This window comes from uncultured Veillonella sp. (assembly GCF_937981445.1).
Lineage (GTDB): Bacteria > Bacillota > Negativicutes > Veillonellales > Veillonellaceae > Veillonella_A.
Genome location: NZ_CALJON010000009.1, coordinates 1 through 20,912, shown reverse-complemented (window position 1 = coordinate 20,912; position 20,912 = coordinate 1). Strand labels below are relative to the sequence as shown.

Here is a 20,912-nt window from a genome sequence, read left to right as displayed (position 1 = left end):
AGTGAAAAATTTTTTAAAAATATAGGTTTACAAATCAATTTTAACGGAATGTATAAAGGTGTAGGGCGAAGATGAAAATTGAAGTCTTACAGCTCTTGCAAGAGGATTAACTATGAAAGCGCGCAAAATGGTTTAATCTGAGAAATTGTTGAATATTGTACCTTTATGTATAAGGAGGGCTATTATGGCTAATGAAGTACATGTTAAAAAAGAATTACAATTAATTTTTACGGACAAAGAAAATAAGGAAACATTATTTAAAATCTCGGTGCCTAAGGAGAATGTGAGTTTAGCCGAATGTCGCGCCGTAGGGGAGGCCATGTTAAATAAGCAGTTTATTATGTCTTCTAAAGGGGACGTATTAGTAGATTTTAAAGGCGCACAAATGGCGGTTAGCACCATTACCCCTTTATCTTAATATCTTACATGTGATTGTAGAGCATAAATTGTTGTTTTGAGAGCCTAGTGTGGCTCTAGAAAAGGAGTATATATATGGCAGATGTAGTAGAACGCAATATGGTAGAAGCAGTTAGGGCACAAATTCGCTTAACTTTAGATGAAAATAAAACAAAATCCATTAGTGTAAATCCTGTAAACCCTGCAGTGGATCCTGTGGATTTTGAAGATATTGGTAAGGCTGTGGCTGGTTTGTGTGCCTATCCTTATAAGGATGTAGTACGTGTAGAGACTACGACTTTAGGGTCACAGGTGTAAGTTTCTGCATTAAGAAACTAATTGATTGAAAGCTAGAAAGCCCCCTCTAAATACTCATTCCCAGCTAGTCAAGCTCGAATGGTCATTCCGTATTTAGAGGGGGCTTTTAGTATATTTTTCAGGCACAATAGTTTCTTTTGCCATAATTTCCACCTGTGGCCCTAAGGTAGTAGTGGGAGGAGAGAATGGTTACTACATATTTAGCTGGAGTTTCTTTGCTTACTTATATAGTTTAAGGGCTAGTTTCATAGTTTCTCGTAGCATGTTCTTATTGTTTGTGACGCTAAAGTTGTAGTGGAAGGATAAAAATCCGAACATTAATAAATTATTCTTTTTAATGTTCGGGTTTTAATGTTGACCACTTATAGCCCCTATGATATGATAAAGATAGTTATGTAACGTAAGTATTCTCTTAGTTTCTATGGAGGTTTTGCACGATGATTGCACGTTATACGAGAGAAAAAATGGGCCACATTTGGAGTGAACGTAATGAGTTCGATCAAATGTTGGAAGTGGAAATTTTAGCTTGTGAAGCACAAGCTGAATTAGGAATTATTCCAAAAGAAGCAGCGAAAGTGATTCGTGAAAAAGCTAATTTCGATGTGGAACGCATTCACGAAATCGAAAAAGAAACTAACCATGATATTATTTCCTTTGTTACAGCAGTGGGCGAATATGTAGGGGCAGAAGCTAAGTATATTCATTTAGGTCTGACTTCTACTGATGTTAAAGATACAGCTCTTGGCGCTATGATGAAGCAAGCCTGTGACATTATTTTAGAAGATTTACACGAGTTTCATGCCGTACTTCGTCGTCGTGCAGCGGAGTTTAAATATACCCCAATGGTGGGCCGTACGCATGGTATTCATGGGGAACCAACTACATTTGGTTTGAAACTCTGTCTATGGATGGCAGAAATTGAACGCGATATCGAACGTTTAGAACATGCTAAGAAGAATGTAGCTGTTGGTAAAATGTCTGGCGCTGTGGGCACATATTCTGTAAATGATCCTTTTATTGAGCAATATGTATGTGAAAAACTAGGTCTTGAACCAGTTAAAATTGCCACTCAGGTTATCCAACGTGACCGTCATGCCGAACTTTGCAGCACATTGGCTATTATTGCTAGTACATTAGATAAAATTGCCCTCGAAGTTCGTCATTTACAACGTACGGAAGTTCGTGAAGCAGAAGAATATTTCAGCAAAAAACAAAAAGGGTCCTCTGCTATGCCTCATAAACGTAATCCAATTACTTGTGAACGCATCTGTGGTTTAGCTCGTGTCGTACGTGGTAATGCGCAAGCAGCTCTTGAAGATGTGGCATTATGGCATGAACGCGATATTTCTCATAGCTCTGTAGAACGCGTTATTTTACCAGATAGCACTATTACTGTAGATTACATGTTGTCTTTAATTACCCGCGTTATCGACAAATTATTAGTATATCCTGAAAATATGAAAAAGAACCTTGAGCTTACGGGCGGTTTAATTTTCAGTCAGCAAATTCTAACTGCCCTTGTAGATAAAGGTGCTGTGCGCGATGAAGCGTATCGTTGGGTTCAACGTCATGCCATGGCTCGTTGGTTAGAAGGCAAGGATTTCAAAGCAGGTCTTAAAGGTGATGAAGATATTAAGAAGTATTTAACAGATGAAGAAATTGATGAATTATTTGATCCTCATCGCATGCTTCGTCATGTAGATACTATTATGGCACGCTTTGGTTTGTAATTTTATATAAGGATACAAGCATTAATAGAGATAGCTTTATGTGGAGATAGTTTTATATAGAGCGAGTTTTATCAGGACATACGTATTGATGGCGCTGACTTGGACCGTATAAGTTTTGAACTAATAAATACGGTGCAAGGCTTGAGCTAAAATTAATAAAGTTACAGCTAAAACTAATGGGAACGTTGAAATTAATGCAAAGGCTGAAATTAAAATTACAGCTAAAACTGAGATTAATACTAAAATTATAACTAAAACTAAAGGCTGTACTGAATAGACATTGTTTTATTTAGTACAGCTTTTTTTATTTACATGAGGCGTGCTTTTATTTATAAGGAGTGTGTTTTTATTTATATGAGGTGTACTTTTATTTACATGAAGCACGCTTTTATTTACTCGATGCATGCTTTTTGTTTCTATGTTATAATGAAGTGTATGAAATGCTTCTATAAGAAGCAGGCCATACATGACTAACTATGACATATATAGATGGAGGTTCGAATATTATGGCAACCAGTATGGTAATTGGCACCCAATGGGGCGATGAAGGGAAAGGCAAAATCGTAGACTATTTAGCAGAACAGGCTGATGTAGTTGTACGTAGTCAAGGCGGTAATAATGCAGGACACACTGTAGTTGTTGATGACCGTGCATTTGCACTTCGCTTATTGCCAAGTGGTATTTTATACGATAATAAAACAAATATTATTGGCACAGGTGTGGTTGTGGACCCTAAAGTATTGCTCAATGAAATTGAAAATTTAGAGCATGAAGGCAAAAGTGCACAATCCTTGCAGATTTCTAATCGTGCTCATGTAATTATGCCTTACCATAATTTACTTGATGAAGCAGAGGAAAATTCCAAAGGGGATTTAAAAATCGGCACTACTAAAAATGGTATTGGCCCTTGCTATGCTGATAAAGTAAATCGCGTAGGTATCCGTATTTGTGACCTTTTAGATGAAGAAGTATTCAAGGCAAAACTTGATTACAATGTACGCATTAAAAATAAAATTCTTCGTGAAGTATATGGCAGCACAGAAGCTGTTGATTACTTCCAAATTTTAAAAGACTATACTGAATATGCAGAACGCCTTCGTCCTTATGTAACTGATACTAACTATAATGTAGTGACAGCGATTAAAGAAGGCAAAAAAGTCTTGTTCGAAGGGGCACAAGCTACTATGCTTGACCTTGACCACGGTACATATCCATTTGTTACAAGTTCTCACCCAATTGCTGGTGGTGCTTCTGTAGGCGCTGGCGTAGGTCCTAACTACTTGAAAAACATTATTGGCGTAGTAAAGGCATATGCAACTCGCGTAGGGGAAGGTCCATTCCCATCTGAACTTCTTGATGAAACAGGCGATTATCTTCGCAATACAGGCCATGAATTTGGCACTGTAACAGGCCGTCCTCGTCGTTGCGGTTGGTTGGATCTTGCCGTAGTAAGCTATGCGGCAGATTTAAATAGCCTTGATTATTTAGCTATTACTCGTTTAGATATTCTCGATAAATTACCAGAAGTAAAAATTTGCGTAGGTTATACTAAAGATGGTGAGCCTGTAAAAGGCTTCCCAGCAGACCTTCGTGAACTTGAACAATGTGAACCAGTATATGAAACATTACCTGGTTGGGAAACTGATACGAGTGCTATTCGTAACTATGAAGATCTTCCTGAAGCAGCACGCCGCTATGTAGAACGTATTTCTGAAGTAACAGGCGTTCGTCTTGGCATTGTGTCAGTAGGTCCAAATCGTAGTCAAACTATCGTATTACACGATGTATTTGCGGATTAATCTATAAATACATAAATTAAATGCTCGCTAAGCCTTGATTATGCATCTAGGCTTAGCGATTTTTATTGGCCCAGAAAGTTGAATATTTGTGCTATGCGTTCCGCGATTTGATGCATGCATTTTATTTATGTGAAAAATAAGCAAAATATGATAAAATAAAAGGTAATGTGAGAAAGTATTTAATTTTGTCGATATATGGTTTATAAATAGTGGTTCATAAATAGTAAATGAATCACAAATAGAAAATGAATCATAAATAGTAAAAGGAGCATACAGTGGAACATATAATTACATTTTTGGAACAATATGGATATTGGGCCATGTTTATTACTATGGTATTAGAAAATGCTAATATTCCTATTCCTAGTGAAGTGGTATTAGGTTTTTCTGGCTATTTAATCGCTCAAGGGGTGTTTGAAATGTACACCACTATGGTGGTGGCTACCTTAGCTGGTGTGGTGGGATCTGTTATTTCCTACTGGCTTGGCGAATGGGGCGGACGACCATTACTTTTAAAATATGGTCGCTATATTTTCTTCAATGAACACAAATTCGAATTAGCAGAAAAAATGTTTAATAAATATGGCGGTGCTGCTGTATTCTTTGGGCGTTTATTACCAGGGATTCGTACCTTTATTTCCTTCCCTGCAGGGATTGCACGGTATCCCATGGGGCGCTTCATTTTATGGACTGTGTTGGGGACGATTCCATGGACAATTTTACTTGTATGGCTTGGTGTGAAACTAGGCGAACATTGGCAAGACCTCATTGAATATAATCATGAATTACTTATTATTATGATTGTCGTATTTGCTATTGCGGCAGCTATTTTCGGCTATCGTTATTTCAAAAAACGTAAAAATAAACAAGCTGAATCTAAGTAAGGAGGTGATACCATGCGCTTACATCGCATAAGTGTTATATTTTTTATCTTAGCCTTAGCCATATTTGCTATTGGTAATGGATCATTGCCAATTACGGACCCAGTGGAATCAAATTATGCGTTAACCGCTAAGGAAATGGTGATGTCGGGCAACTGGTTGTCACCACAGATTTATCACACCTTCTGGTTCGATAAGCCTATTATGATTTATTGGCTCATTGGCTTATCTTATAAAATATTTGGTATTACTGACTTTGCAGCACGCTTTCCGGCTGCTTTGTTTGCCGCTTTATCAGTGAGCTTTTTCTATCAATTAGTACGTACAATTTCAGGGCGTCGACTCTTATCTATTTGGTGTGCCTTTATTTTAGGGTCCTCCTTAGAGTTTTGGATTTTGGCGCGCGGAATTGTAACCGATATGGTTCTTTTGTATACTACCATAGGTGTTTTCTGCTATGCCTATCGGGGGCTTACGGAGAATAAGACTGGCTTTATGGTTTTGGCCTATATATTTGCAGGTCTTGGTACCTTAACAAAGGGGCCCGTAGCCTTGGTTTTACCAGGTCTACTATTATTGCTATATGCTTTGGTTAATCGCTCTGGGCAGATGTTAAAACGCTTATTTGCTTGGCAAGGGCTACTGGCTTTTTGTGTAGTTACTCTTCCGTGGTATATATTTATGTATATGACCCATGGTCAGGATTTTATCAATGGATTTTTAGGGCTTCATAATGTAGTGCGTGCTACGCAGTCAGAACATCCTGGCGATAATCATTGGTGGTATTATTTAGCTGTTATGCCCGTAGCGGCCTTGCCTTGGACGGGGGCCATTTTTTATGGCATGTATTATGGTTGGCGTCAAAAACAGCCTTTTTATGTATTGTCCATGATTCTTGGCTGGGGGACGGTGCTGTTTTACACCCTTATGGCCACTAAATATCCTACTTATACATTTATCAGCATGATACCATTTAGTTTTTTAGGGGCTGTTGGGACGGTTAAAATACTTCGCCCTGGTTCTGCAAAACGTAACATGTGGCTTCTCATGGGGCCGGCGTTCTTCTTGTGGATTCTTTTAGGTGTGGCGAGCTTCTTTGTGCCTTGGGGCTTTTGGTATTTGCTATATGTATTTATTGTAGCTGGTGTGATTTTGACAGTGGCTACGTATGTAAAAGGGAAGCGTTATATGCTGCCTGTTGTGATTACCATAGCAACCTTGGCTATTAGTGGTGTTGTGATTCATGAAGGCGTACAGCCTTTAGTAGAACAGCGCTCCTCCGTAGCTTATAGGGAAGACGTTGAGCAGTTTAAGGGCCCTGTTTATTATTTTGCTGGCTATAGTGCCTCTTTAGTATATTATACGGACAAACCTGTTACACGTATTGATTCGTACTTAGTCGTGCCTAAGGAGATACGCAGTGCGGCGTGGGATGAGAAATATCAAATGCCGATGATTAAAGAGGAGGCTGCGTTAGAAGAGTTAACAGCTTTACGAGCGAAGCAAGAACAAGCTATGATTATTGTAGCTAAAGGGGAGCAGAAGTACTTTGTACAGTCCCCATTATATGCACTGGTGGAACTAAAAAAACAAACTGAACGAGAGTTTATTTATGTTATACCTTAAGTGTTGTTAATAGGATTATATAAGCCCCTTGGTGGTTTACATATAGGATGACTGTGGATTTTGCAGTAGTTATACTGTGAGTTTTACAGTAGAAAAATCGTGAATCTACAGTAGGAATACTGTGTATTTGGCGGACCTATATAGCTGCTAAGGGGCTTTTGGCATATTTGTGCATATAATCCCGCTTGGAATTGAGAAGGGGCATACGCATTAGGGGCCTAAATTTAGGAAGTGAAATGTGTGAGTTGAGATTTATAAGTTTAAGCTTTGAAGATTGGTGGTTAGATGAAGGTAATGGAATCTAAGATGAATATAATTAATGGCATGTCCATTAGGTCGGCTCGTGATTTTGTAAATGCGTTGAGTCTCTATGAAGGAAATGAAAGGGTGTTTAATCCTTGGCGTGATTATGATGAACGCTATGATGTACCTCAGGCGGCACAGATTCGACAGGCGCAGCTAGCCGCCTATTTAGAGCCTCGTCTAGGGACAGCGCCCTATGTAGTGGTAGCAGAAGCTGTGGGCTATCAAGGCGGGCGTTTTACAGGCATTGCCATTACGTGTGAGCGCATGTTATTAGGACATCATAAGACAATAAAACCGCACATGATTCTAAAGGCTGTAGGACCTGATTTGAAAGGTCTAGGAACTGGTGAACAAGGCATATTGGGCAGCTCCAAAGAAGTAGGCAAACTAGGTGGAGCTGGAGAAGTGGGTGCACAGTGGACAAGCCGTTCAGATAGTCCCTATATTGAAAAGACTACACAGAAGCAATTAGGCTTTAACGAACCGACGGACACTGTGGTGTGGAATTCCATCGTAGAAAATGGGCTAGATCCTTATAAGGTGTTGCTTTGGAATATTTTCCCTTTTCATCCTCACAAGGTGCAAGAGTCATTATCTAATCGTACGCCTACACCAGATGAATTAGACGCTGGTTGGGCCTATACAAAAGCCTTACTAGCCCTTAATGGAGAGGCTAAGGTCTTTGCAGTAGGGCAAAAAGCAGCCCAAACCTTAGCTCATTATGGTGTTGAGGCGGTGGCCTTACGCCATCCTGCCAATGGAGGGGCTAATTTGTATAAAATGCAATTTAAAGAGGCTTTGAAATAAAGACCTATAACTATAGGTCATACCTATTTGCGCCCTTGCTATATAAGGTGCGGTACCTAAGTCTTTTCGAAATAATCGGAATATGTTATACTAAATTTAAGTAATCGTTCGGCTTTTGATGCAAACTATTCCTTATAAGCATCATATATAATTTGACAAATAGGTAATGTGAAAAAGCAAACGAGAGAGGCGCGTCCCCAAAGGAGCGGTCCTTCTTTTTGTTATGCTTAATAATAATCCCTTACCCATAGACGTAATAAGTATTTAGACATTAGGGGAATTACGTATTAATAATACGTAAAAGCAAGTACGCCAATACACCAATATGCCAACATGCTAATACATACTGATACAGCTCATAGAAACATAGAATGTACATAGTGAAGCGTATGGTATATAACTGTGTATTGTATGACCTATATGACAGAGCGCACAAAATAGCTATTTAATGGGCTTTGGTTTCGTGTAAAGCGCCTGAGACTGTAAGAATTGTATTCTTAGTTGTAACTGGTTATAACATAAATTGCGTATTTTGCTAATTACTTATATGAAACGAACGTACATACACATGTATTTTACATATTTCATAGGAGGATTTAGTTAAATCATGATAGATCAATTAGAAAAATTTGCAAGCAGTGAAGTCACTGCTACTAACAAAACAGCACAAACTAGCACTTCTGTAGACGCTGGTGAGGCAAAAGGGGAAGGAACACGCACACAGGCTACTCGCCATACGAGACGGGCTGATGCTACAGGTGAAGCTAAGCCAGCACGCCGCAGTACTCGTACTAGTGGTAAAGGTCGTACAACAACAGCGCCTAAAGAGGGCGAAGCGGCGACTGCTAAAGGGACTAAATCCAATGGCCGTACTAATAAAACTAATCGCACAAGTACTAAAACGGCAGAAGGACGCAGTTCTAAGAATGCTGGCCGGACTAGTAAGAATGCAGCAGCGGCTAAAACGGGTGACCACAAAACGAGTGCACGCACCACGACTAAAGGGCGCAGCACTACCCGAAATAATCAAAATAATGGAGCCTCTCTTCATGAAGATACTCACAAAACAGGTGGCTCTAAAAAAGATAAATTAATGATTATCCCATTAGGGGGCCTTGGTGAAATCGGTAAAAATATGACTGTATTCCAATATGGTGATGATATTATCGTTCTTGATGCAGGCTTGGCATTCCCTGAAAATGATATGTTAGGTGTTGATATTGTAATTCCTGACATGAGCTATTTAATTGAAAATAAAGATAAAGTGCGTGCTGTAGTTATTACTCATGGTCATGAAGATCATATTGGTTCTTTGGCATATTTACTAAAAGAAATTGATGCACCTGTTTATGCTACTAATCTTGTTTGTGGTCTTATTGAAGGCAAACTTAAAGAAAACCGCGTAAGCGCTAAAAAGCTTAATGTAGTGCAGGCTGGCGATGAAATTCGCATTGGTGCTTTTAAAGTGGGCTTTATCCAAACGAATCACTCCATTCCTGATGCTTGTGCCGTATACTTTGAAACACCAGTAGGCGTTGTAGTTCATACAGGTGACTTTAAAGTAGACCAAACGCCAGTTGATGGCAAGTTAATGGATGTTCATAAATTTGCTGAACTCGGCAATCGCGGTGTATTAGCTCTTATGTCTGACTCTACTAATGTAGAAAAACCTGGCTTTACACCATCTGAAAGTACTGTAGGGCCAGCATTACTTCGCGCTGTTGGCGAAGCGCGTGGCCGTGTTGTATTGGCCACATTTGCGTCTAATGTGTCTCGTTTACAACAAGCCTGTGATGCGGCAGTGGCATTTAAACGTAAGGTAATTGTTCTTGGCCGCAGTATGGTCAATGTGTCTGAAATTGCGCAAGAACGCGGCTATTTAAATGTGCCAGAAGGAACCTTTATTGATGTAGAAGAGATGGGTCGCTATCGTGACGATCAAATTATGATCTTAACTACTGGTAGCCAAGGGGAGCCAATGGCTGGGTTATCTCGCATGGCTACAAATAATCATCGCACCATTGAAATTACACCAAATGATACAGTAATTATTTCCGCTACGCCAATTCCAGGTAATGAAGCAGCTGTAGGTCGTACTATTGATAATTTATTACGCCTTGGGGCTAATGTAATTTATGGCCGTGATCGCGGTATTCACGTATCCGGTCATGGTAGCCAAGAAGATTTAAAAACTATGCTTAATCTTGTGCGTCCTAAGTTCTTTATCCCAGTTCATGGGGAATACCGCATGCTTAAAAAACATGGTGAATTGGCCGTATCCATGGGTCTTGTAAAACCTAGTCATGTGTTAGTTGGTGACAATGGTCAAATCTTTGAATTTACTAGTCGTACAGGTCGTAAAGCAGGTCATGTAACAGCTGGTAAAGTCTTTGTAGATGGCTTGGGCGTAGGCGATGTGGGCAATATTGTAATCCGCGATCGTCAACAATTAGCTCAAGAAGGTATGGTTATCGTAGTTATGGCTATGGATCGGGCGAGCGGTCAAATCGTATCAGGGCCAGATATTGTATCTCGCGGTTTCGTATATGTACGAGATGCAGAGGATTTAATGAACGAAGCACAGCATCGCGTAGAAAATGTAATTGAAAAATGTGAGGCAGCACAGCTTAAAGATTGGGCTACTATTAAATCACAGGTGCGCGATACATTGGGTAAATTCTTATATGAAAAGACTCGTCGTCGTCCAATGATTTTACCAATTATCCAAGACGTATAGGTTGATTAGTTAAAATGTATGGGCTGATTAGTTAAGCTGTATAAGCCAATCAGTTAAGAACTATATATTTGTTACTTTCAATAGCTTCCTTGCGTCAGATATTCTATGGTAGAGATAGTCATTTTGCCTTAATCTAGTGTTATAGTCTTGGCTTTAGATTCGAGCCTCTTTCTTAGATGGTGGCGTAAACATATTCAAATATAATGTAACATGATATAATAATAGACGTATGACGTAATAGTCATACGTCTATTTACATAGGAGTGTGATTATGAATCAAACAAATACAAGAGCTGTGGTGGAAACAGGTTTTTTAACAGCTCTGATTATGGTATTTACTCTCGTGGGTTCCAGTGTACCTTTTTTATATATTTTAGTGAGCCTCATGGTGCCTATTACCTTACTTGTGCTAGCAGCGCGCCATGGTATACGCTGGAGTGTATTGGCTGTTATTACAGCGGCGATTGTAATGGCGTTTTTTATCTCCCCTTTACAATCCTTATTGCAAGTATTGTCTGTAGGACTTCCGGCCTTAGTATTGGCCTATGGGTATGAACGGCGTTGGCCCGTGAGTCGTTTACTAGTAATTCCCACGCTAGCCTTTTTAGTGGCCTTTCCACTCGAAGCATGGTTGAGTTTTAAATTTTTGAACGTAGACCTTGTTACCTTGTGGGATCAAGAATTTGCTAATGCGCTTAACAATATGGAAGAGACGTATCGAAGTCAAGGCCTATTGGAAGAGCAGATTCAAAGCCAATTAACGGCAGCCCGTGAGGCTATGCAACAATTTACTTATATGATTGCGGCAGCGTCCTTTGTTGGGGTGGCGTGCTTAAATTATATTACTTGCTGGTTCGCCAATGGTATTATGAGGCGCACTGGTGGTGCAGAAGTACCCTTGCCAGGCCTTACAGAATGGCGCATGCCGAAATGGTCCGTATATTTATTTTTACTAGGACTGATTTTACAATATTGGGTAAATCTCTACCCTTATGAATGGCTAAATTTTATAGCTACTAACTTTTTTGTACTTGGTCTTTACATGTTATTGGCACAAGGCTTGAGTTGTTTGTGGTATGTTTTAAGTAGCTATAATTATTCTAAATCAATGCGTATGTTACTTATTTTTATGAGTTTATTATTAGGTTATGCCGTTATGATTGTGGGCATGCTAGATTTACTTATGGATTTACGTCACCGCCTTGCTAAGCGTTCTAGCGAGGATTAAGTGGGACAAGGAGCGAATGTATGAATGCGAATAAAGGCTATTATGGAGCACTGCAAGGCACTGCTATAGGCGTTGTCATTGCTTTATTGTTAGTCATTTGTTGGTTAAACTGGATTATGGCACTCTTTAGCTTATTCTTTGTTATTGTAGCTTATATTGTGGCTAGTCGAGCTATTTATAAGCAGCGCAAGAATATGAGTGTTCAATTTGATACGATTGCTAAAGGGATTACTCAGGCGACAAGTTATGCTATTCAAAACTTGCCAACGGCTATTGTTATTATTGATAGTAAGGCGCGCGTTTGCTGGTGCAATAGTGTATTCCGTGATTGGATGCCACAGGACCCCGATAAAACGCAGCGACTTAATACATTTATTCCTAGCTTGCGACTCGATAAATTATGGGGAAAGTCGGGATTTTTCAATGAACAAATTGAAGAACGATCTTATCGGATTATCTATAAATTTATCGAGGGCGTAGCACCTGAGCCTTGGGAAAAAGGCGAAGCTGTACCAGAATCGTACATGGCGTTTTACTTTGATGATATTACCGAATCTGAACAGTTGCGCCATGAAGCGGAAGCTATGGCACCAGCTTTTGGTTTTCTCATGATGGATAATATTGAAGAAGTAACTAAGGGTCTTAGTGATGTGGAATACACCAATCTTTGGGCCGAAATTAACAATGCCATTGTAGAGGAAATTGACCAATATGATGGTTTTGTGCGAAATTATACGGAAGACTCTTATATTTTCTGTATTTCTAAAGAGTCCTTATTAGATATGATTAGCCATAATTTTCCTTTATTGGCTAAGGTTCACAATTTACCTACCAGTCGACGTATTCCTGCTACTATTAGTATTGGGATTGCTGTTGGGGAGCCATCCATTAAAGAACAATCTGAACGGGCCCGTTCTGCTCTGGAATTATCTTTAGGCCGTGGTGGTGACCAAGCCAGTGTGTATGTAGGTAAGGAATTGAAATTCTTTGGCGGTAAGACTCAAGGGGCGGAAAAGAATACGCGCGTTCGAGCTCGTGTAGTAGCACAGGCTATTAAGGAATTGATGGATGATGCTGATTCCGTCATCGTCATGGGACATGAGCGAGAAGATTATGATAGTATTGGCGGCGCCATAGGCGTAGCCGCGATGGCTAGGGCAGCGGGTAAATCCGTCCATGTAGCTGTGAGCGATCAGACTGTAGCTATTAAAAAACTATCTGATTTGTTCCCTACTGAACCGGGTTTTGAAAGTTTATTAATCACCCCGCAAGCGGCGGAAGATTTTATAACTGATTCGACCTTAGTGTTTGTAGTGGATGTGCATCGTCCTGACATGGTGGCAGCACCGCGGGCTTTGCAATTATCTAAGCGACGCGTAGTCATTGACCATCATCGCCGCGCTTCAGACTTTATTGAAAAACCATTATTGACTTATTTAGAACCAGCTTCTTCTTCAACGAGTGAGTTGGTCACTGAATTGATTCAATATTTTGCAGACCCTATTGCCCTTAATGTAGTAGAAGCGAGTGCGCTTTATGCAGGCATTGTAGTAGATACGAAAAACTTTGTAGTGCAAACTGGGTCGAGGACCTTTGATGCGGCATCTTTCTTGCGCCGTTCAGGGGCCGATTTGTCCATTGTACGTCATCTCTTTATGGAAAGTTTTGACAGCATGCAATTGCGCGCCAAGATGTTGGCAGAAGCAGAGCGATTTGATGGTTTGGCTGTCACAGAATGCCCTGAAGGTATTCAAAATGCCTCTATTGTGTCAGCACAAGCGGCGGATCAGCTGATTTCTATTGAAGGCATTGAGGCTAGCTTTGTTCTTTATGCTTTGGCTGATGGGGGCATTGGTGTCAGCGCGCGATCACAAGGGGCAATTAATGTACAGCTTATTATGGAATCTCTCGGTGGCGGTGGTCATCGTACCGTAGCGGGAGGCCAATTATATGATATGACAATGGCAGAGGCGCGCGCCGCTGTTAAGAAGGCAGCGCAGCAGCAATTGTTAGCCATGAAAGAGGAGGAAGACTCAGAATGAAAGTAATTTTATTAGAAGATGTAAAAAAAGTTGGTAAACGTGGGGATATTATTGAAGTAAGTGAAGGCTATGGCCGTAATGTATTGATTAAAAAAGGTCAAGCTCTTGAAGGTACACCAGCTAATTTAAATAATGCAAAACAAAAACAAGCATCAGCAGCACATAAAAAACAGGTAGATAATGATGAAGCTAAAATTTTGGCTAGTCAATTAGCTAAAGTACAAGTGCGCATTCCTGTAAAAATGGGTGAAGGCGGTCGTGTGTTCGGCTCTGTTACTGGTAAAGATGTGTCTGACGCATTGGCTAAGCAATTTGATGTAACTGTAGATAAAAAGAAAATTGAATTAAAAGACCCAATCAAAACTTTGGGCGTACATGATGTGGTGATTCGTGTGCATCCAGAAATTACCACCACCATTAAGGTTGAGGTAGTAGAAGGTTAATTCTGAGGCACCCAATTGTGTTGGGTGCCTTATTTGCACTATTAACTAGGGATAAAGTGATGGTAAGATTTTGATAAAGGGGCAATTAGCCTCAAGGAGCTAGGATAAAAGCCATAGTGGCACAGTAAAAGGAGGAAGTTTAATGGCGGATGCACGCATTCCACCCCACAGTATAGAAGCTGAACGAGCTGTACTAGCAGCGCTATTGACGGGGGATAATGTGTATGACAATATTAGTAGCATTATTACGGAACAAGATTTTTATCGCGATGCGCATCGAATTATTTTTGGGGCCATACAAAATATTGTGTACGCTAATAAGCGAGCGGACCTTGTATTGCTTACGGATGAATTGACGCGCTTAAAAAAACTCGATGAAGTAGGCGGTATAGCTTATATTACACAAATTACGAATGATTCCCTAGCTGTATATAATGCAGAAGAGCATGCTCGCATCGTAGCGGAAAAAGCACAGCTTCGTCGTTTAATTGCGGCGGGGGAACAAATTGTGGGCATTAGCTATGATGGAGCCGATACGGCCGAGGAAATCGTAAATAGAGCAGAACAATTAGTTCTTGGCGTGAGCGGCCAGATTAAGGCCGATACAGGCTTTTCCTCCATTGGGCAAGTCATGGAAGAAGTTGTTAATCGCGTAGGTGAATTATCGCAAAATACAGATGCTATTAGCGGTGTGCCAACGGGATTTTTTGACCTTGATAAATTGACTAATGGTTTGCAACCATCGGATTTAATTTTGGTGGCAGCTCGTCCGTCCATGGGTAAAACAGCATTTACTTTGAATATTGCTTCTAATGTAGCCTTGGAGTCTAAAAAATCAGTAGCCTTTTTCTCCTTGGAAATGTCAAAGGCACAGTTAGTAGGGCGTATTTTATCGTCCGTAGCACAGGTTAGCTCGGAGAAATTGCGCCGTGGTCAGCTCGACCCAGATGATTGGAACCGTGTAGCTAAAGCGGCGGAATTAATGGGCAGTGCTAGATTGTATATTGATGATACAGCGGATATGACACCACAGGATATGCGCTCGAGACTTCGTCGACTCAAAGTAGACCATGGTCTTGATTTAATTATCATAGACTATATTCAACTTATGAAGGGGCGCAGTGGTAGTAAATCAAATCCTGAAAATCGGCAGCAGGAGATTTCAGAGATTTCTCGAAATCTTAAAATAATGGCCCGTGAATTTAATGTACCTTTAATTGCTCTTTCACAGCTTAGCCGTGCCGTAGAAGCGCGTCAAGATAAGAGGCCGCTCCTCAGTGACCTGCGCGAATCTGGTTCTCTAGAGCAGGATGCTGATATTGTAGCTTTCTTATATCGCGATAAATATTATACAAAGGACGAAAATGCTCAAGATGTGACTGAGGTAATTATTAGTAAGCATCGTAATGGTGCGCTAGATACGATTCGATTACTCTTCGATGGCGCCTTAACTAAATTCCGTAATACGACTTCGCGACCTGATGAAGTATAACTTAATCCCTAGATAGGTACTATATGACTAGATCTAAAGACCGATAATGTGTGGTTAGTGCTATAGATTACTATATAGTGGACGATCTAGGGTCAAAGGAAGATGCAAATGATGCTACAGGTCAATGCGTAATAGTGCTACAGGTTAATGTGTAATAGTGCTACAGGTTAATGCGTAATAGTGCTACAGGCCAAAACAGGACGCCATAATTCTAGTAAAGGGCCAAAAATAAGTCCTTTATGGAAGGTTAATTTATTATGGAACCTGAAGACAAAAGGTAGTTTATTTGTCATAATGAAATAAAGGCGTTACAAGTGAATGGGTTTGCAAATGTGTGATAGTGATTTGGTAGGGGTGAATGACTATGAAACAATGGCGACGACGATTAGGTGTAGGTTTACTTGGTGCTACCTTGCTACTAGGTGCAAGTTCTCAGATAGAACCAGTGCAGGCATCAGCCTTAGAAGTATTGCTAGGAGGGGCGCTAGGGATGGCGGAAGTGCATCAAACAGCCTCACAGCTAGATGATACTGAGGAGGGGCAAGCAGCGAGTTTGCAAAAATACAAGGAAATGACTGGCTATTATCAAAATGAGGCGTATCAACAGAGAGCTCAGCGTATTTTAGATACACTGGCCTTATCTCCTAAAGTGAAGCGCTCCTATGTGGTATATGTAAATCCTGAAGATGATATTAATGCGTTTATGGCGATTGGCCGAGTTATGTCAGTTAACAAGGGTACTATGGACCGCATGACAGATGATGAATTGGCTTATATTATGAGTCATGAAATTGCCCATGGTGAACACAAGGATGGCATTCGTGGCCTTAAGAAAAAATTAGGCGTTCAAGTAGCTGTTGGCGCTGCTACGTCTGATGCAGGTACAGCCAGTGTACTATTGGGGAATATTGCCGGTCAGTACTTAACAAATCAGGTATTCTCTGTATCGCAAGAGAAAAAGGCTGATGAGCTAGGGTTTGAAATTTTAGCAGACAGTGCATATAACTTAGGTGGTGCCCCTATGTCGATGTATACGATTCGCGAAAAATATGGTGAATTGTATCAAGAAGGTTTAGTTCAAATTATAAATCCTAATGACCATCCGAAAACTACAAATCGCATTAACGAAAACTTACAACGTCTATATGAATACTCTGGTAAGAAGGTGCAGGTAAAGGAAAGCACTGTATATATTAATAATAAAGCTGTATATACAGGGGAAGCGGCGGGACAATTTTCATCAGAAGAAAGGGCCTATTTAGTGGCCGGCAAATTAGCCCGTTTATTCCATGATAAACAAGTGACTACGACTACCCTTAATGGACAGGTAGTGATGATGAATCAAGTTGCCTTAGTAACAGCTAGTAATGCTGCACAGGCACAGAGTATTAGTGCCGCTATTAATGAAGCTATAGACAAATAAGGTCGGGCACAGTAGGTCGTACAGTTTGAGTACCATCATATATGAGACGCTAACATAGGAACTTAAGTTAATTAGGCTCTGTAGCGTGACGGCAAAGGTCAATAGTATGAGATATGTAAAACCGTAGGAATGTGGTAATAGCCACATAGGGCTAACATCTACTATAGTATAATGAAAGTGAAGCGGCCGAAAAGGATATTATTGGGCTGAAAAGCCAAAGAGGAGGCCTCCGTATGGAACACACAGTTACCGTTATGTATGATCAATTAAATCGCTTATGCATGGATGCATTTGAGAAGTTTGGTTTTTCTAAAGAAGATGCGGGCATTATTCGTGATGTATTGCTCATGTCCGATTTATATGGTATTGATAGTCATGGTGTACAGCGCTTAGTGCGTTACCAAAAAGGGATTCAAAATGGCAGAATTGAGGTAAATACAAAGCCAGAAGTTATTTTTGAAACGCCTGTAACGGCGGTAGTTGATGGACATCATGGGATGGGACAAGTGAATGGCCATTTTGCGATGAAGCTTGCTATCGAAAAGGCAAAACAAAATGGTATAGGCATTGTAACGGTTAAACATTCCAATCATTATGGTATTGCTGGATACTATGCGAATATGGCTGTTGAGGAAGGGCTCATTGGTTTTTCCTCAACTAATTCAGAATCCCTTATGGTGCCTACATTTGGCCGTAAAGCCCTATTAGGCTCTAATCCGCAAGCTTGGGCAGCACCAGCTGAGCCATATAATTTCTTCTTTGATGCGTCCACTACGGTGGTAACACGTGGCAAATTAGAAATTTATAACAAATTAGGTAAAAAAGTGCCAAAGGATTGGGCTGTTGATACAGAAGGCCGTCCTAGTGATGATGCGGCGATGATTCTTGATAATTTAACACATAAACGAGGCGGTGGCATTATGCCTCTCGGCGGCAGTACTGAAGAATTGGGTTCTCATAAAGGCTTTGGCAATGGTATGGTGGCAGAACTTTTTGCCTCCATCTTATCGGTAGGGGCAACATCTAATCATTTAGGTGAAGGTGGCCGTGCCAATACTTGTCATGGCTTTATGGCGATTAATCCTGCTTATTTTGGCGATGCAGAAGCGATTAAACAACATTTATCTCAGCTTCTTGAAGAAATCCGCAATAGTCCAAAAGCGGAAGGACAGCCACGCATTTATACGCATGGTGAAAAAGAAGTGGAAGCCTATGAAAAACGTCGTAAAGAAGGTATCCCTGTTATTGATATGACTATGCTTGAGATTTATAATCTTTGTAAATCCATAGGCCTTAATTTTGCTGATTATTTTGGTGATTATGAGCCACCAGAAGCAGGGGATTTTAAGGGTAATTATTAAGAATTACTAGGAATTACTAAGATTTACCGGTATGTTTGCAGGTGTATTTGTGTATAATTAGTTGTATGCAGGTATTAGCTATACTTAGGCATATTCAGCTATACTCATACATACTTAAATGGTACGTATATGGTTGAATAAGTCAAAGAGCTCTCTAGAAATAGGGAGCTCTTTCTTTAACCTTTGTGTAGAAAATAAGTGAGGAGGTAGATTATGAAGCATATAGAACATTCAGTATGTCCTTATGATTGTCCCGATGCTTGCGGACTCGTGGTGACCGTAGAAGATAATCGTATAGTAAAAGTGCAAGGAAATCGCGACCATACATTTACACGAGGTAGTCTCTGTCAAAAAATGGTCCATTATGAGAAGGTGGTTCATTCGCCAGAGCGTTTGACTACACCATTACGCCGCGTAGGGCCAAAAGGTTCAGGACGATTTGAACCTTGCTCTTGGGCAGAGGCAACTCAGGAGATTGCCAGTCAATTTAAAAAGGCTATAAAAGAATATGGTGGTGAAAGTATTATGCCCTACTCCTATGCAGGGACTATGGGTTTAATTCAAAGTGCAGCGGGCGATTCTCTATTTGCAAAACTCGGTGCTACACGTCAGGATCGAGGCATTTGTTCACCAGCTAAACGACATGGTTGGCAAGCCGTAATGGGTAAAACCTTGGGCACAAGGCCTCAAGAAATGGGCGAAAGTGATTTAATTATCTTGTGGGGCCTCAATGCAATGAGTACTAATTTACATATTCTTCACGATGTAAAAGCGGCTAAGACAAAAGGGGCTAAGGTCTGGGTTATTGATGTGTACCACAGTACCACGGCTGACCTGGCAGATGAGGTGCTTATTACTAAACCAGGTAGTGATGGCGCCTTAGCTTTGGGCCTAATGAAGTTATTAGATCGGGATGGCCTAGTTGATGAAGCATTTGTTACTAAGTATGTGCAAGGCTATAAAGAACTAAGTGAAGAGGTATTGTCGAAGTATTCTCTAGGTGAATTAGCGACGATTGCTGGTGTTAGTGAAGAGCGTATGGAAGCATTGGCACTTGCCTATGGTCGTGCTAGGGCCCCTTTTATCCGCCTTGGCAGTGGCTTATCGCGTTATGGCAATGGGGCTATGACCGTTCGGCTCATCACTTGTTTGCCAGCCTTGGTGGGAGCCTATGAAAAATTAGGGGGCGGATTTTTAAGCAGTACTTCAGGGAGTGCATTTGTGGACAAAGAGATTATGAAATGGGAGACACATGCGCCTTCTTTAGGTACTTTGGATATGCATATGCAAAACCTTTCTGAGGATTTACAAGTACTTCGTAAGACTTTTGAAGATTTTGCAAATGCCATTAAGACCGATAATCAAGCGTTAGCGGGGCGTTTTGATAATCAGGTGCTAGTGGGGCGTTTAATTCCTATGGTACAATTAGGACCTGCTTTGCTAGATGAGGCAAAGCCTATTAAGTGTCTTTATATATACTCCTCCAATCCAGCCATTACTTTGCCGGACCAGAACATTGTTCGAAAAGGTTTAAGTAGAGATGACTTATTCACGGTTGTACACGAACGCTTTATGACTGATACGGCTAAGTATGCTGATATAGTTCTGCCCGCTACATCGTCTTTAGAGCATGATGATATATATAATTCCTATGGCCATTATTCCATTGGTTTGGGGAGAAAGTGTATTGAACCTATCGGAGACAGTAAGTCAAATTGGGATGCTATTTGCGCTATTGCGAAGGCTCTTGGCATGAAGGACCCTGTCTTTGATAAAACGGCGGTTGATCTTATAGCGGATACGCTGCGTGTATCTAATTTAAGTGAAGCAGAGCGAGATCTGGTATTGAGGGGCGAACCAGTAGAAGTTACCTTGCCAAGTAATTATAAGATGGATTTTAAAACGCCATCACATAAGATAGAAATTTTAAATCCTCGGGAAACTCCACCATTGCCTATGTATACGGCACCATATGGTGATGAGGAAGAATTCTGGCTTATTAATGCACCAGACCCACGTATTTTAGACTCTTCGTTTAATGAAGCCTATGATGAAATTTTGCATCCTAAGGAAAAGCCACTTATGGCAGCCTATATAAATCATCAGGAGAATTTGGCTTCTAAACTAAAAGAAGGCTGTGAAGTGTATTTACAAAATGAGCGTGGTCGAGTGAGAGTGCCTCTATTCTTTGATAATCGGGTCGCATTAGGTACAGTTTTGACCTATGGGGTATGGTGGCAACGTAACTCATCTGATGAAGCGGTGAGTATCAATGCATTAACAGCAAGTCGCATGACGGATAAGGGGACTGGAAGTACATTTT

15 protein-coding genes are annotated in these 20,912 nt (G+C 40.5%); all 15 read left to right on the top strand.

What is annotated here, in order from left to right:
• Positions 1-184 precede the first annotated feature (184 nt).
• On the top strand, positions 185-418 hold the full coding sequence (locus Q0376_RS02195) for a DUF2922 domain-containing protein (RefSeq protein WP_298703601.1): 234 nt from the start codon (positions 185-187) through the stop codon (positions 416-418).
• 74 nt (positions 419-492) lie between these two features.
• Positions 493-714 (top strand): hypothetical protein, encoded by a 222-nt coding sequence (locus tag Q0376_RS02190; RefSeq protein ID WP_298703599.1) that lies wholly within the window; start codon positions 493-495, stop codon positions 712-714.
• 437 nt (positions 715-1,151) lie between these two features.
• Complete coding sequence (gene purB, locus Q0376_RS02185; protein ID WP_298703597.1) at positions 1,152-2,444, top strand: adenylosuccinate lyase; 1,293 nt, start codon at positions 1,152-1,154, stop codon at positions 2,442-2,444.
• A 506-nt stretch (positions 2,445-2,950) separates the two neighbouring features.
• A complete protein-coding gene (locus Q0376_RS02180; RefSeq protein WP_298703594.1) occupies positions 2,951-4,243 on the top strand; it encodes an adenylosuccinate synthase in 1,293 nt (430 codons plus the stop codon).
• Positions 4,244-4,518: 275 nt separating this feature from the next.
• Positions 4,519-5,127 (top strand): DedA family protein, encoded by a 609-nt coding sequence (locus Q0376_RS02175; protein WP_298703592.1) that lies wholly within the window; start codon positions 4,519-4,521, stop codon positions 5,125-5,127.
• Between the two features lie 12 nt (positions 5,128-5,139).
• Complete coding sequence (locus Q0376_RS02170; protein ID WP_298703589.1) at positions 5,140-6,750, top strand: glycosyltransferase family 39 protein; 1,611 nt, start codon at positions 5,140-5,142, stop codon at positions 6,748-6,750.
• 285 nt (positions 6,751-7,035) lie between these two features.
• Positions 7,036-7,863: a uracil-DNA glycosylase gene (locus Q0376_RS02165; protein WP_363302977.1), complete on the top strand. Its 828-nt coding sequence runs from the start codon at positions 7,036-7,038 to the stop codon at positions 7,861-7,863.
• Positions 7,864-8,470: 607 nt separating this feature from the next.
• Positions 8,471-10,600, top strand: coding sequence for an RNase J family beta-CASP ribonuclease (locus tag Q0376_RS02160; RefSeq protein ID WP_298703587.1), 2,130 nt, complete (start codon positions 8,471-8,473; stop codon positions 10,598-10,600).
• Positions 10,601-10,871: 271 nt separating this feature from the next.
• Complete coding sequence (locus tag Q0376_RS02155; RefSeq protein WP_298703585.1) at positions 10,872-11,828, top strand: YybS family protein; 957 nt, start codon at positions 10,872-10,874, stop codon at positions 11,826-11,828.
• Positions 11,829-11,848: 20 nt separating this feature from the next.
• Positions 11,849-13,870, top strand: a complete 2,022-nt coding sequence (locus Q0376_RS02150; RefSeq protein WP_298703583.1) for a DHH family phosphoesterase — start codon at positions 11,849-11,851, stop codon at positions 13,868-13,870.
• Positions 13,867-14,313, top strand: a complete 447-nt coding sequence (gene rplI / locus Q0376_RS02145; protein WP_298703580.1) for a 50S ribosomal protein L9 — start codon at positions 13,867-13,869, stop codon at positions 14,311-14,313. The genes Q0376_RS02150 and rplI overlap by 4 nt, the downstream gene beginning before the upstream one ends.
• A gap of 142 nt (positions 14,314-14,455) precedes the next feature.
• Positions 14,456-15,805 carry a replicative DNA helicase gene (gene dnaB / locus Q0376_RS02140; RefSeq protein ID WP_298703578.1) on the top strand — a complete coding sequence of 450 codons (1,350 nt, stop codon included), beginning with the start codon at positions 14,456-14,458 and terminating at the stop codon, positions 15,803-15,805.
• 364 nt (positions 15,806-16,169) lie between these two features.
• Positions 16,170-17,228 carry a M48 family metallopeptidase gene (locus Q0376_RS02135; RefSeq protein WP_298703576.1) on the top strand — a complete coding sequence of 353 codons (1,059 nt, stop codon included), beginning with the start codon at positions 16,170-16,172 and terminating at the stop codon, positions 17,226-17,228.
• 233 nt (positions 17,229-17,461) lie between these two features.
• Positions 17,462-18,589 (top strand): Ldh family oxidoreductase, encoded by a 1,128-nt coding sequence (locus Q0376_RS02130; protein ID WP_298703575.1) that lies wholly within the window; start codon positions 17,462-17,464, stop codon positions 18,587-18,589.
• A 213-nt stretch (positions 18,590-18,802) separates the two neighbouring features.
• A partial coding sequence (locus tag Q0376_RS02125; RefSeq protein WP_298703573.1) for a molybdopterin-dependent oxidoreductase occupies positions 18,803-20,912 on the top strand: 2,110 nt, incomplete at its 3' end.